Genomic DNA, 13,450 nt, shown 5'->3' with positions numbered 1-13,450 from the left:
ATAGGAACCCTGAACAATGGCTATCGAGATCAAAGCCCCCACTTTCCCGGAATCGGTTGCCGATGGCACCGTGGCTACCTGGCACAAGAAGCCGGGCGATGCGGTCAAGCGCGACGAGCTGATCGTCGACATCGAAACTGACAAAGTGGTCATGGAAGTCCTGGCGGAAGCCGACGGCGTCCTGGCTGAAATCGTCAAGAACGAGGGTGACACCGTCCTCAGCGGCGAACTGCTCGGCAAGCTGAACGCTGGTGCCGCGGCTGCTGCCCCTGCTGCCGCTGCCCCTGCTGCCGCTCCTGCCCAGGCCGCCGCTCCTGCCGCCGCGGGCGCCGACGACGCCATCCTCTCTCCGGCTGCCCGCAAGCTGGCCGAAGAGAACGGCATCGACCCGAACAGCATCGCTGGCACCGGTAAGGGCGGTCGCGTGACCAAGGAAGACGTGGTTGCCGCCGTCGAAGCGAAGAAATCCGCTCCGGCTGCTCCGGCCGCCAAGCCCGCTGCCCCGGCTGCCGAGGCTCCGGTCTTCGCCGCTGGCGAACGCGTTGAGAAGCGCGTACCGATGACCCGCCTGCGTGCCAAAGTTGCCGAGCGTCTGGTCGAAGCCCAGTCCACCATGGCCATGCTGACCACCTTCAACGAAGTCGACATGACCGAAGTCATGGCGCTGCGTTCGAAGTACAAGGACCTGTTCGAGAAGACCCACAACGGCGTGCGCCTGGGCTTCATGTCCTTCTTCGTCAAGGCTTCCGTCGAGGCGCTGAAGCGCTTCCCGGCTGTCAATGCTTCCATCGACGGCAACGACATCGTCTACCACGGCTACCAGGACATCGGCGTTGCCGTATCCAGCGACCGTGGTCTGGTGGTTCCGGTTCTGCGCAACGCTGAGCTGATGAGCCTGGCTGAAGTCGAGAACGGCATTGCGACCTTCGGCAAGAAGGCCCGTGAAGGCAAGCTGTCCATCGACGAGATGACTGGTGGCACCTTCACCATCACCAACGGCGGCACCTTCGGCTCGATGATGTCGACCCCGATCGTCAACCCGCCGCAGGCCGCCATTCTCGGCATGCACAACATCATCCAGCGCCCGATGGCCATCAACGGTCAGGTCGTTATTCGCCCGATGATGTACCTGGCTCTGTCCTACGACCACCGCCTGATCGATGGCAAGGAAGCTGTGAGCTTCCTGGTGACCATCAAGAACCTGCTGGAAGACCCGGCTCGTCTGCTGCTGGACATCTGATCGGCAGTCTCTCTTTACGGCGGCCCCCCTTACAGGGGCCGTCCGGTTTCATACGAGAAGGAATGAGTTATGACCCAGAAATTCGACGTGGTAGTGATTGGTGCGGGCCCCGGCGGCTACGTTGCCGCCATCAAGGCAGCTCAGCTCGGCCTGAAAACCGCCTGCATCGAGAAGTACCAGGACAAGGAAGGCAAGACCGCTCTGGGCGGCACCTGCCTGAACGTCGGCTGCATTCCGTCGAAGGCGCTGCTGGACAGCTCCTACAAGTACCATGAGGCCCACGAGGCCTTCAAAGTCCATGGTATCGAAGCCAAGGGCGTATCCATCGACGTTCCCACCATGGTTGGTCGCAAGAACACCATCGTGAAGAACCTGACCGGCGGCGTTGCCACCCTGTTCAAGGCCAACGGCGTCACCCTGCTGGAAGGCCACGGCAAGCTGCTGGCCAACAAGCAGGTCGAAGTGACCGGTTCCGACGGCAAGGTACAGATCGTCGAAGCCGTCAACGTGATCCTCGCTTCCGGCTCCAAGCCGGTAGACATCCCGCCGGCTCCGGTTGACCAGGACGTGATCGTCGACTCCACCGGCGCCCTGGACTTCCAGGCCGTTCCGAAGAAGCTGGGCGTTATCGGTGCCGGCGTGATCGGCCTCGAGCTGGGCTCCGTCTGGGCTCGCCTGGGTGCTGAAGTGACCGTGCTGGAAGCCCTGGACAAGTTCCTCCCGGCCGCCGACGAGCAGGTTTCCAAGGAAGCCATGAAGGTCCTGACCAAGCAGGGCCTGAAGATTCGTCTGGGCGCCCGCGTGACCGGCTCCGAAGTGAAGAAGAAGCAGGTAACCGTCAGCTTCACCGACGCCAACGGCGAGCAGAAGGAAACCTTCGACAAGCTGATCGTATCCGTGGGCCGTCGCCCGGTGACCACCGATCTGCTGGCTGCCGATAGCGGCGTGACCCTGGACGAGCGCGGCTTCATCTTCGTCGACGACCATTGCGCTACCAGCGTTCCGGGCGTGTACGCCATCGGTGACGTGGTACGTGGCGCGATGCTGGCCCACAAGGCGTCGGAAGAGGGCATCATGGTCGCCGAGCGCATTGCCGGCCACAAAGCCCAGATGAACTACGACCTGATTCCGTCGGTCATCTATACCCACCCGGAAATCGCGTGGGTCGGCAAGACCGAGCAGACCCTGAAGGCCGAAGGCGTTGAAGTCAACGTCGGTACCTTCCCGTTCGCCGCTAGCGGCCGTGCCATGGCCGCCAACGACACCGCCGGTTTCGTCAAGGTCATCGCCGATGCCAAGACCGACCGCGTACTGGGCGTCCACGTGATCGGCCCAAGCGCCGCAGAACTGGTCCAGCAAGGTGCCATCGGCATGGAATTCGGCACCAGCGCCGAAGACCTGGGCATGATGGTCTTCTCGCACCCGACCCTGTCCGAAGCGCTGCACGAAGCGGCCCTCGCTGTGAATGGCCACGCCATCCACATCGCCAACCGCAAGAAGCGCTAAGAGCAAAGAAGAACCACGGCGGACTGCCCGTGCTGTGAGCCCCTGGGGCTCACCGCGGAAGGTCTGCCGGACTGCCTTCAACAGCAGTCACAGGTGGCGCGGCACCACGAATGCAGCGCCGAATGCGCAATACCTAAACGAAGACGGTAGACAAGCATGAATCTCCACGAGTATCAGGGTAAGCAGCTGTTCGCTGAATACGGCCTGCCCGTATCCAAGGGCTTTGCCGTAGACACCCCGGAAGAAGCCGCAGAAGCCTGCGAAAAAATCGGTGGCAGCGAATGGGTTGTTAAAGCCCAGGTCCACGCTGGCGGCCGCGGTAAAGCGGGCGGCGTGAAGCTGGTCAAGAGCAAGGACGACGCCAAGGCGTTCGCCGCCAACTGGCTGGGCAAGCGCCTGGTGACTTACCAGACTGACGCCAATGGTCAGCCGGTCAGCAAAATCCTGGTTGAATCCTGCACCGACATCGCCAAGGAACTGTACCTGGGCGCCGTGGTAGATCGTTCCAGCCGCCGCATCGTGTTCATGGCTTCCACCGAAGGTGGCGTGGACATCGAGAAAGTTGCTCACGAAACTCCCGAGAAGATCCTCAAGGCCACCATCGACCCGCTGGTCGGCGCTCAGCCCTACCAGGGCCGCGAACTGGCATTCCAGCTGGGCCTGGAAGGTGACCAGATCAAGCAGTTCACCCACATCTTCGTGAACCTGGCCAAGCTGTTCCAGGACTACGACCTGGCTCTGCTGGAAGTGAACCCGCTGGTTATCAAGGCTGACGGCAACCTGCACTGCCTGGACGCCAAGATCAACATCGACAGCAACGCCATGTACCGTCAGCCCAAGCTGCGCGCCATGCACGACCCGTCCCAGGACGACGCTCGTGAAGCCCATGCGCAGAAGTGGGAACTGAACTACGTGGCCCTGGAAGGCAACATTGGCTGCATGGTCAACGGTGCCGGTCTGGCCATGGGTACCATGGACATCGTCAACCTCCACGGCGGCAAGCCGGCCAACTTCCTCGACGTTGGCGGTGGTGCGACCAAGGAGCGCGTGACCGAAGCGTTCAAGATCATCCTGTCCGACAGCAACGTCGCTGCCGTACTGGTGAACATCTTCGGCGGCATCGTTCGTTGCGACATGATTGCCGAAGGCATCATCGGCGCGGTGAAGGAAGTTGGCGTGAAGATCCCCGTGGTCGTCCGTCTGGAAGGCAACAATGCTGACCTCGGCGCCAAGGTACTGGCCGAGAGCGGTCTGAACATCATCGCGGCGACCAGCCTGACCGACGCTGCACAGCAAGTCGTCAAGGCCGCGGAGGGCAAGTAATGAGCGTCCTGATCAACAAAGACACCAAAGTCATCTGCCAGGGTTTCACCGGTAGCCAGGGTACTTTCCACTCCGAACAAGCCATCGCCTACGGCACCAAGATGGTTGGCGGCGTGACCCCCGGCAAGGGCGGCACCACCCACCTGGGCCTGCCGGTGTTCAACACCGTCAAGGAAGCCGTTGAAGCCACCGGCGCCGAAGCTTCGGTGATCTACGTTCCGGCTCCGTTCTGCAAGGACTCGATCCTGGAAGCGGCCTTCGGCGGCATCAAGCTGATCGTCTGCATCACCGAAGGCATCCCGACCATCGACATGCTGGAAGCCAAGGTCAAGTGCGACGAGCTGGGCGTACGCCTGATCGGCCCGAACTGCCCGGGCGTGATCACTCCCGGCGAGTGCAAGATCGGCATCATGCCGGGTCACATCCACCTGCCGGGCAAAGTAGGCATCGTGTCGCGTTCCGGCACCCTGACCTATGAAGCCGTGAAGCAGACCACCGACGCCGGCTTCGGCCAGTCCACCTGCGTGGGCATCGGTGGTGACCCGATCCCGGGCTCCAACTTCATCGACATCCTGAAGCTGTTCCAGGAAGACCCGCAGACCGAAGCCATCGTCATGATCGGCGAGATCGGCGGTTCCGCTGAAGAAGAAGCTGCTGCCTTCATCAAGGCCAACGTGACCAAACCGGTGGTGTCCTACATCGCTGGTGTAACTGCACCGCCCGGCAAGCGCATGGGCCACGCAGGCGCCATCATCTCCGGTGGCAAGGGCACCGCGGACGAGAAGTTCGCTGCCCTGCAGGACGCTGGTGTGAAAACCGTGCGTTCGCTGGCCGACATCGGCAAGGCCCTGGCCGAGCTGACCGGCTGGGAAGTCAAGAACGCCTAAGGCGACTTGATTCCCCCAACAAAGGCCACCCTTCGGGGTGGCCTTTGTCGTTCGAGGTGCAACCCTCTTGCGTGAAAGTGCAACCGCCTGTCGGCCAAGCGACAGAAACGGTAGCTACTCCGACAACCTGATCCACGTCAGGCGCTTCCCTCGGTAAAATCGGTAGGGTAGCAACCATGCCGCTCACCATGCCCCACAAGGGCGAAGGTCGGGCACTAGCGATCAATCCCAAACGGATGGATGACGTTTCCCCCGACCCAATCGGGAAACCCCTTCGGTAAACCCTGTTTCAGCGATGTGGTAATTCCCCAATGAAATCCTTGAAAGGCCAGGACGTCCTGGCACTCGGCTTCATGACGTTCGCGTTGTTCGTCGGAGCTGGCAATATCATTTTCCCGCCCATTGTCGGTCTGCAGTCCGGTCCCCATGTCTGGATGGCTGCGCTCGGCTTCCTGATCACCGCCGTCGGCCTGCCCGTGGTAACCGTCATCGCCCTGGCCAAGGTCGGCGGCGCCATGGACACCCTCAGCAGCCCCATCGGCAGAACGGCAGGCGTGCTCCTGGCCTCTGTCTGCTACCTGTCGGTCGGCCCGCTGTTCGCCACCCCGCGTACCGCGACCGTCTCGTTCGAAGTCGGCCTGGCGCCGCTGACCGGCGATACCCCGCTGGCCCTGTTCGCCTACAGCCTCGTGTACTTCATCGTGGTACTGGCGGTTTCCCTGTATCCCGGCCGTCTGCTGGATACCGTCGGCCGCGTGCTGGCGCCGATGAAGATCGTGGCCCTGGCCATTCTCGGCATCGCCGCCTTCATGTTGCCGATGGGCGAAATCGGTGACGCCACCCCGGCCTACCAGGCCGCGCCGTTCTCCCAGGGCTTCATCAACGGCTACCTGACCATGGATACCCTGGGCGCCCTGGTGTTCGGCATCGTCATCGTGAACGCGATCCGTTCCCGTGGCGTCGAGTCGCCGCGCCTGATCACCCGATACGCCATCATCGCAGGCCTGATCGCCGGTGTCGGTCTGGCGCTGGTGTACATCAGCCTGTTCCGCCTCGGTGCCAACAGCCACGACATCGCTGGTGCCGCCACAAACGGTGCCGCGGTCCTGCACGCATATGTGCAGCACACCTTCGGCAACCTCGGCAGCACCTTCCTCGCGCTGCTGATCTCCCTGGCCTGCCTGGTGACCGCTGTTGGTCTGACCTGTGCTTGCGCCGAGTACTTCAGCCGCCTGTTGCCGCTGTCCTACCGCAGCCTGGTGATCATCCTTGCCGCCTTCAGCCTGGTGGTATCCAACCTCGGCCTGACCAAGCTGATCCAGGTTTCGGTGCCGGTACTCACCGGCATCTACCCGCCGTGCATCGTGCTGGTGGCCCTGAGTTTCTGCGTGGGTCTGTGGCGCTCCCCAGGCCGCGTGGTGGCCCCGGTGATGCTGGTGTCGCTGCTGTTCGGCCTGATCGATGCCCTCAAGGGTGCCGAACTCGCGGGCTGGATGCCGCAGTGGCTGTCTCACCTGCCGCTGTCCGAGCAAGGACTCGCCTGGCTGCTGCCGTCCGTGGCCACCCTGGCCGCGGCCAGCATCTACGACCGCCTGCTGGGCAAGCCGGTGGAAGTCACCGCCTGATTGCTGGCTAGTGCAAAAAGGCCGCCTCCGGGCGGCCTTTTTGTTTCGAACAGCCGTCATCAGACCCTGCAGGGGCCTGCTAATGGGTCGCTATAATCGGCCGCGTTCTTAAAAGGAATTCGCATGTCCAGCATTCTGCGCAATTGGCCCCACCTGGTGGCCATCCTCTGGTTCATCACGTGCTGGGTGGGATACACCCGCTACGCCATCTGGAAGGGCAGGGATACCGCCTGCCTGGCTTCGGTTCTGCACCTCTATCGCGAGGACTGGATGCGCCGCCTGTTGCTGCGCGACAACCGTATCGCCGATGCCAGCGTGATCGGCAACCTGGAGCGCAATGCCTCCTTCTTCGCGTCCAGCACCCTGATTATCCTGGCCGGCATCCTCACCGTGCTCGGCTCGACCGACCGCGCGGTGTCGGTGCTGGCGGACCTGCCATTCGTACAACCCGCCAGTCGCGGCATTTCCGAACTCAAGCTGCTGGGGCTGGCGGTGGTCTTCGTCTACGCCTTCTTCACCTTCAGCTGGTGCATGCGCCAGTACAACTTCGCCGCCATTCTGGTGGGGTCTGCCCCGATGATCGGCGAGAAGCACGTCAGTGAGCAGGAAAGGAAAGACTTCGCCGAGCGCACCGCGAGGGTAATTTCGCTGGCGGCCAACCAGTTCAACTTCGGCCTGCGCAGCTACTACTTCGGCCTGGCCATGCTGGCCTGGTTCATCAACCCCTGGTTCTTCGTCATCGTGACCACCGGAGTCGTGCTGGTGCTCTACCGCCGCGAATTCCACTCGGATGTACTGGATGTGATGGTCTACACCCCGACCCAGGCGCTGGAAGCGCCCAAGGAGAAAGTCGAATGAGTATTCCGTTCTGGTGCCTGTTCTTTGCCGCTCTGCTCATCTACCTGGCCAAGGTGCCGGTGGCCAAGGCCATGCGCGAGGAGGGCAGGGGGTACGACAACCGCAATCCCCGTGCACAGCAGGCGCGACTGACTGGCTTCGGCGCGCGGGCGGTGGCGGCGCACCAGAACACCCTGGAGATCTTCCCGTTGTTCGCGGCAGGCGTGCTGGTGGCCCATGTCACCCAGAGCCAGGGCTGGTTCGTCGACCTGCTGGCAATCGCCTTCATCGTGTCGCGGGTGCTCTATCTGTTCCTCTACTGGAACGACAAGGCCAGCCTGCGCAGTCTGGTCTGGGGCGTCGGCCTGGTCTGCAGCCTGCTGCTGATGCTCAGTCCTGCGCTCTGAACCCTTCGGAAACAACAAGGCCCGCGATATGCGGGCCTTGTTGTTATTGCTGCCGGAAGCTTACTGGCTCTTCTCCTCGGACGGGGCGGTGTCCGGAGCGGCCGGCGCGGCGGGTGCGCTCGGAGCCGGGGCGGTTTCCGGAGCCGGAGCCGGAGTGCTCGGCTGCGATTCGGTCGCCGGTGCAGCCGGTGCAGCCGGTGCCTGAGCCTCTTCCTTCTTGTCGCAGGCGGCGAGACCAAGGCTGGCGGCCAGCAGCAGGGCGAGAGACAGGGTTTTTTTCATTTGAGCCTCCATGTGTGGCTTTCCTCGTAGATAGCAGTTGGAGTTTGTGAACTGATTCTAAGTTCAACGTCTTTTAAAAAAAGCCTGGTTTCAGTACTTGTCGACAACGGCTAATCGTCAGCAGGGTATTATTCGACTCTTTGCCCATCTTCCGCCAAGGTTGCAGTCATGACGGACAACTCCCTTATTGAACGGGCGCAGCGCTTTCTCACTGTGCTGCGCCATTGCCAGGTGCTCGGCCTCAGCGTGCACGATGCCACCCCCGAGGGCCTGACCCTGCGTCTGCCCTACAGCACACAAATCATAGGCAATCCGGAAACCGGTGTGATCCACGGCGGCGCCATCACCACTCTGATGGACACTACTTGCGGCATCTCCACGGTCTGCGTGCTGCCGGAATTCGAGATCTGCCCGACTCTGGACCTGCGCATCGACTACATGCATCCGGCCGAGCCCCACAAGGACGTCTTCGGATTCGCTGAATGCTACCGGGTGACGCCCAACGTCATTTTCACCCGCGGCTATGCCTACCAGGACGATCCGGCCCAGCCCATCGCCCATGTGGTCGGTGCATTCATGCGCATGGGCAAGCCGGGCCAGTTGAAGCAGGGAGGTGCGGTATGAGCCTCGACCTCAACGCCCTGGTGCGTGAAGCCCATGAAAAGAATGACTACGGCTCGCTGGTGTGCCTGATTCCTTACGCCAAGCTGATTGGCATGGAATGCCTGCGCCTTGGGGACGACATGGTGTTCCGCCTGCCGGCGAGCAAGGACAACATCGGCAATCCGACCCTGCCGGCCATCCATGGCGGCGTGATCGCCGGTTTCATGGAGCACGCGGCCATGCTCCACCTGCTGATGTTCATGGGCACGCCACATATGCCCAAAATCATCGACTTCTCGATAGATTACCTTCGCGCCGGGCACTATCGTGACACCTACGTCCAGTGCCAGGTCTGGCGACAAGGCCGCCGCGTCGCCAACGTCGCCATCACCGCCTGGCAGACCACCCAGACCGAACCCATCGCCACCGCGCGCGCCCACTTCAAGGTCGACGAACCCTGAGGCGCGCCAGTCGCGTCCGGTCGTTCACAAGGAAAGCCCGATGGTTGCGTTACTGATTCTTGGCGGCCTGTTGCTGATCGTCACCGGACTCGTCTGGCTGGTCATGCTGGCCTTCGGCACCAGCCTGCTCTGGGGCTTCGGCAGCCTGTTGCCGCCCGTCACCCTGGCCTACGTGCTCTACCACTGGCGTAACGCACGCAAGGCCGTGGTCCTGGGCGCCATGGGCTTCATCCCGCTGGTGGTGGGCCTCACCATGCTCGCCGCCCAGGACCCTGAGCGCCTCCAGGCGATTCTCAGCCTGCGCTGGCTGGGCGAGGAGGATCGGGCCAGGTCCGAACTGGACATCCGACTGAACGGCGAACTCAACGGGCAGCACTTTTCACCGCTGGAGGCCGAGCTGGTAGACGGCATTCTCAGCCTGCGTGAAGGGCAGGACTTCTACGCCCGTCGCGAGCTGACCATCCGCGTCGGCAACCAGCCCCAGAGTGGCCTGCGCCTGGATGTCCTGCCCCAGGACGTCGGCCCGAAGCCGGAAGTCGAGATCAGCTGGCTGCTGCCGGAGCAGGAGCTGCCGGAGGCGCGGCGCATTCCCCGTGGCTACACCCTGCACCTGGACCTGCAGCCGGTGGCGCCGAACCGTCTGGCAGGGGACTTCCACCTGGTACTACCGCCGAAGTTCTCCACCACGCTCACCGGGCATCTGGAGGTTTTTACCGACCGCCTGCGCTATCGCGACGGCCGGGTGGACCCGACCTACGACTCCCGCGACACCCTGGCCTACGTGATACGCGACTACCTGCAGCGGCGATTCGCTACCCGCAATGTCGAGCTGGTGCCGTTGCCGGCCGTCAGCCTGCCGGCGCGCGAGCTGGACCTTGAAGTGGAGGCCCGGGTCGATGGCCAGGACCAGCGCCTGTCGATTCAGCTTGCCAAGAGCGAGACCAAGGGCTGGCGAGTGCGCCGCGACAGCTTCCCGCCCTTGGCCGAACCCGGTGCGGCACCCCAGGCGCCCAGCGAGGCGCAGGAATCGGCATCCGCAGCGGACGCCGCCCGCCCGGTGGATCGTCGCCTGCGCTTCTCGTTGCAGCGCTTGCTGAGCAATCCCAGCCAGTACCAGGAGCTCAGCATGCGTGTGTACACGGTGCGTGGCAGCACCGCCGAAGGCCGCTTCACCGGCCTGGACCGCGAAGGCCGCATCCTCATCCGTCGCAACCTGGGCGGAGCGGGTGCCGCCAGCTTCAGCTTCGACCTGGACGAGGTCTCCCACGTCGAGCTGCTCGAGCCCTGAGCCGTATGGGGGCCGAAGCTCCCCGTCACAGCAATGACGCCCGCGTTTCGCTAAGCACTTGAAATCCTTGTCGAAGGCCCCATCTGGATGACATCCGCCGCCGCACATGCGGCTCAAGCCATCCAAGTGGAGTCAGACGACCATGAGTGTGGAAACTCAAAAAGAAACCCTGGGCTTCCAGACCGAGGTGAAGCAACTGCTTCACCTGATGATCCATTCCCTGTATTCCAACAAGGAAATCTTCCTTCGCGAGCTGATTTCCAACGCCTCCGACGCCGCTGACAAACTGCGCTTCGAGGCGCTGGCCAAGCCCGAGCTGCTGGAAGGCGGCGCCGATCTCAAGATCCGGGTCAGCTTCGACAAGGACGCTCGCACCGTCACTATCGAAGACAACGGCATCGGCATGAGCCGTGACGAGGTGATCGCGCACCTGGGCACCATCGCCAAGTCCGGCACCGCCGACTTCCTGAAGAACCTGTCTGGCGACCAGAAAAAGGATTCCCACCTGATCGGCCAGTTCGGCGTGGGCTTCTATTCCGCCTTCATCGTTGCCGACAAGGTCGACGTCTTCACCCGCCGCGCCGGCCTGCCGGCCGCCGAGGGTGTGCACTGGGCATCGAAGGGCGAGGGCGAGTTCGACGTCGCTACTATCGACAAGGCCGAGCGCGGTAGCCGCATCGTCCTGCACCTGAAGGCCGACGAAGCGGAATTCGCCGATGGCTGGCGCCTGCGCAACGTCATCAAGAAGTACTCCGACCACATCGCCCTGCCCATCGAGCTGCCGAAGGAGCAGCACGGTGAAGAGGCGCCTGCCGAGGAGGAATGGGAAATCGTCAACCGCGCCAGTGCCCTCTGGACCCGTCCGCGCACCGAGGTGAAGGACGAGGAATACCAGGAGTTCTACAAGCACGTCGCCCACGACTTCGAGAACCCGCTGACCTGGAGCCACAACAAGGTCGAAGGCAAGCTGGAATACAACTCGCTGCTCTACGTACCCGCCCGGGCCCCGTTCGACCTGTACCACCGCGAGGCCCCGCGTGGCCTGAAGCTGTACGTGCAGCGCGTGTTCATCATGGACCAGGCGGATCAGTTCCTGCCGCTCTACCTGCGCTTCATCAAGGGCGTGGTGGACTCCAATGACCTGTCGCTGAACGTCTCCCGCGAAATCCTGCAAAAGGACCCGGTGATCGACTCCATGAAGTCGGCCCTGACCAAGCGCGTGCTGGACATGCTGGAGAAACTGGCGAAGAACGAGCCCGAGCAGTACAAGGGCTTCTGGAAGAACTTCGGCCAGGTGCTGAAGGAAGGCCCGGCCGAGGACTTCGCCAACAAGGAGAAGATCGCCGGCCTGCTGCGCTTCGCCGCCACCAGCGATGAGTCGGGTGAGCAGAGCGTGTCCCTGGCCGACTACATCGGCCGCATGCAGGAAGGCCAGGACAAGATCTACTACCTCACCGGCGAGAGCTACTCGCAGGTCAAGAACAGCCCGCACCTGGAAGTCTTCCGCAAGAAGGGCATCGAAGTGCTGCTGCTCACCGACCGCATCGACGAGTGGCTGATGAGCTACCTGTCCGACTTCGACGGCAAGGGCTTCGTCGATGTCGCCCGTGGTGACCTCGACCTCGGCAAGCTGGACTCGGAAGAGGACAAGAAGGCCCAGGAAGAAGTCGCCAAGACCAAGGAAGGGCTCATCGAGCGCCTCAAGTCCGCCTTGGGCGAGGAAGTTTCGGAAGTACGCGTGTCGCACCGCCTGACCGATTCCCCGGCGATCCTCGCCATCGGTGAACAGGACCTGGGCCTGCAGATGCGCCAGATCCTCGAAGCCAGCGGCCAGAAGGTTCCGGATTCCAAGCCGATCTTCGAGATCAACCCGGCCCACCCGCTGATCGAGAAACTGGACGGCGAGCAGGACGAAGACCGCTTCGGCGAGCTGTCCCACATCCTCTTCGATCAGGCGGCCCTGGCTGCCGGCGACAGCCTGAAGGACCCGGCCGCCTACGTGCGTCGCCTGAACAAGCTGTTGGTGGAGCTCTCTGCCTGATAGACGGCTGCAATGGAAAAGGCCCGCGATTGCGGGCCTTTTTCTTTGGTGCGGGATTCTGGGCCGGCTGGGGCTGCGATCTCCCATGAAGCAGGTTGGGAAGTTCACCCCACCAGAGGGTCTAAGCTCAGTCATCCCTCCGCTACAGGAGATCGTCCATGAACAGATTGCTGCTGCCCTCGCTGCTGTTCGCGTTCGCCGGCCCGACCTGGGCGGGCATGGTCACCCAGACGGTGCCTTATGAAATCGACGGCAAGCCGTTCGAAGGCACCCTGGTCTATGACGACGCGGTGAAAACCCCGCGCCCAGGCCTGCTGATGGTGCCCAACTGGATGGGGGTGACGCCGGCCGCTGCCGACCAGGCGAAGGGCATTGCCGGCCAGCGCTACGTGATTTTCATCGCCGACATGTACGGCAAGGGCGTCCGCCCGACCAAGCCGGAGGAAGCCAGGGCTGCCGCCACTGCGGTGCGGGGTGACCGGCCGCTGATGCGCAAGCGCGCCCAGGCAGGGGTCGAGATGCTCAAGGCCCAGGGTGCGAAGGTGCCGCTTGATCTGGCCAGCCTCGGCGCCATCGGTTTCTGCTTCGGCGGTGGCAGTGTGCTGGAGCTGGCACGCTCCGGGGCGCAGTTGAAGGGCTTCGTATCCTTCCATGGCAACCTGGACACACCCAACCCGGCCGATGCCCGCAACATCCGCGCGCCGGTCCTGGTGCTGCATGGTGCCGATGACCCGGCCGTGCCCAAAACTCAGGTGGACGCCTTTACCGCCGAAATGACTGCCGCCAAGGCAGATTGGCAGTTGGTCAGCTACGGAGGCGCGGTGCACTCCTTCACCGAGCCCGGTGCCAACGTGCCGGGGCGCAATGAGTACAACCCCAAGGTCGCCGCGCGGGCCTACCAGGCGATGAACGACCTGTTCGACGAAGTCTTCACCGGAACGAGGTAATCC

13 protein-coding genes are annotated in these 13,450 nt (G+C 63.0%); 12 read left to right on the top strand and 1 reads right to left on the bottom strand.

The window, feature by feature from the left end:
- The first annotated feature begins 16 nt into the window (after nucleotides 1-16).
- From odhB to E8F06_RS08415, 7 genes are all read left to right on the top strand, one after another.
- Complete coding sequence (odhB, locus tag E8F06_RS08445; protein ID WP_280366094.1) at nucleotides 17-1,240, top strand: 2-oxoglutarate dehydrogenase complex dihydrolipoyllysine-residue succinyltransferase; 1,224 nt, start codon at nucleotides 17-19, stop codon at nucleotides 1,238-1,240.
- A gap of 69 nt (nucleotides 1,241-1,309) precedes the next feature.
- Nucleotides 1,310-2,746 (top strand): dihydrolipoyl dehydrogenase, encoded by a 1,437-nt coding sequence (gene lpdA, locus E8F06_RS08440; RefSeq protein ID WP_280366092.1) that lies wholly within the window; start codon nucleotides 1,310-1,312, stop codon nucleotides 2,744-2,746.
- 156 nt (nucleotides 2,747-2,902) lie between these two features.
- A complete protein-coding gene (gene sucC / locus E8F06_RS08435) occupies nucleotides 2,903-4,069 on the top strand; it encodes an ADP-forming succinate--CoA ligase subunit beta (protein ID WP_190828372.1) in 1,167 nt (388 codons plus the stop codon).
- Nucleotides 4,069-4,956, top strand: coding sequence for a succinate--CoA ligase subunit alpha (sucD, locus tag E8F06_RS08430; RefSeq protein WP_077525307.1), 888 nt, complete (start codon nucleotides 4,069-4,071; stop codon nucleotides 4,954-4,956). The genes sucC and sucD overlap by 1 nt, the downstream gene beginning before the upstream one ends.
- Nucleotides 4,957-5,267: 311 nt before the next feature.
- The gene (gene brnQ / locus E8F06_RS08425) at nucleotides 5,268-6,581 is read left to right on the top strand and encodes a branched-chain amino acid transport system II carrier protein (protein WP_280366089.1); all 1,314 of its coding nucleotides are present in this window, start codon (nucleotides 5,268-5,270) and stop codon (nucleotides 6,579-6,581) included.
- Nucleotides 6,582-6,704: 123 nt separating this feature from the next.
- Nucleotides 6,705-7,439, top strand: coding sequence for a DUF599 domain-containing protein (locus E8F06_RS08420; RefSeq protein ID WP_280366087.1), 735 nt, complete (start codon nucleotides 6,705-6,707; stop codon nucleotides 7,437-7,439).
- On the top strand, nucleotides 7,436-7,825 hold the full coding sequence (locus tag E8F06_RS08415) for an MAPEG family protein (protein ID WP_280366085.1): 390 nt from the start codon (nucleotides 7,436-7,438) through the stop codon (nucleotides 7,823-7,825). The genes E8F06_RS08420 and E8F06_RS08415 overlap by 4 nt, the downstream gene beginning before the upstream one ends.
- A gap of 60 nt (nucleotides 7,826-7,885) precedes the next feature.
- On the opposite strand, the gene E8F06_RS08410 is transcribed toward E8F06_RS08415, so the two are convergent.
- A complete protein-coding gene (locus E8F06_RS08410) occupies nucleotides 7,886-8,107 on the bottom strand; it encodes a hypothetical protein (RefSeq protein ID WP_280366083.1) in 222 nt (73 codons plus the stop codon).
- A gap of 168 nt (nucleotides 8,108-8,275) precedes the next feature.
- Between E8F06_RS08410 and E8F06_RS08405 the strand changes: the two genes are divergently transcribed.
- From E8F06_RS08405 to E8F06_RS08385, 5 genes are all read left to right on the top strand, one after another.
- Entirely contained in the window at nucleotides 8,276-8,731 is a 456-nt protein-coding gene (locus tag E8F06_RS08405) for a PaaI family thioesterase (RefSeq protein ID WP_280366080.1), read from the top strand.
- Nucleotides 8,728-9,171, top strand: coding sequence for a PaaI family thioesterase (locus tag E8F06_RS08400; RefSeq protein WP_280366077.1), 444 nt, complete (start codon nucleotides 8,728-8,730; stop codon nucleotides 9,169-9,171). Before E8F06_RS08405 ends, E8F06_RS08400 begins: the two co-directional genes overlap by 4 nt.
- Before the next feature lie 40 nt (nucleotides 9,172-9,211).
- On the top strand, nucleotides 9,212-10,459 hold the full coding sequence (locus tag E8F06_RS08395) for an MFS transporter (protein ID WP_280366074.1): 1,248 nt from the start codon (nucleotides 9,212-9,214) through the stop codon (nucleotides 10,457-10,459).
- A 142-nt stretch (nucleotides 10,460-10,601) separates the two neighbouring features.
- Nucleotides 10,602-12,500: a molecular chaperone HtpG gene (gene htpG, locus E8F06_RS08390; protein ID WP_280366072.1), complete on the top strand. Its 1,899-nt coding sequence runs from the start codon at nucleotides 10,602-10,604 to the stop codon at nucleotides 12,498-12,500.
- A gap of 158 nt (nucleotides 12,501-12,658) precedes the next feature.
- Complete coding sequence (locus E8F06_RS08385; RefSeq protein ID WP_280366070.1) at nucleotides 12,659-13,447, top strand: dienelactone hydrolase family protein; 789 nt, start codon at nucleotides 12,659-12,661, stop codon at nucleotides 13,445-13,447.
- Nucleotides 13,448-13,450: the final 3 nt, after the last annotated feature.

Source organism: Pseudomonas sp. BN411 (assembly GCF_029871235.1).
GTDB lineage: Bacteria > Pseudomonadota > Gammaproteobacteria > Pseudomonadales > Pseudomonadaceae > Metapseudomonas.
Note: the sequence above shows the minus strand (reverse complement) of the source record. Positions and strands in the feature narration are given on the sequence as shown.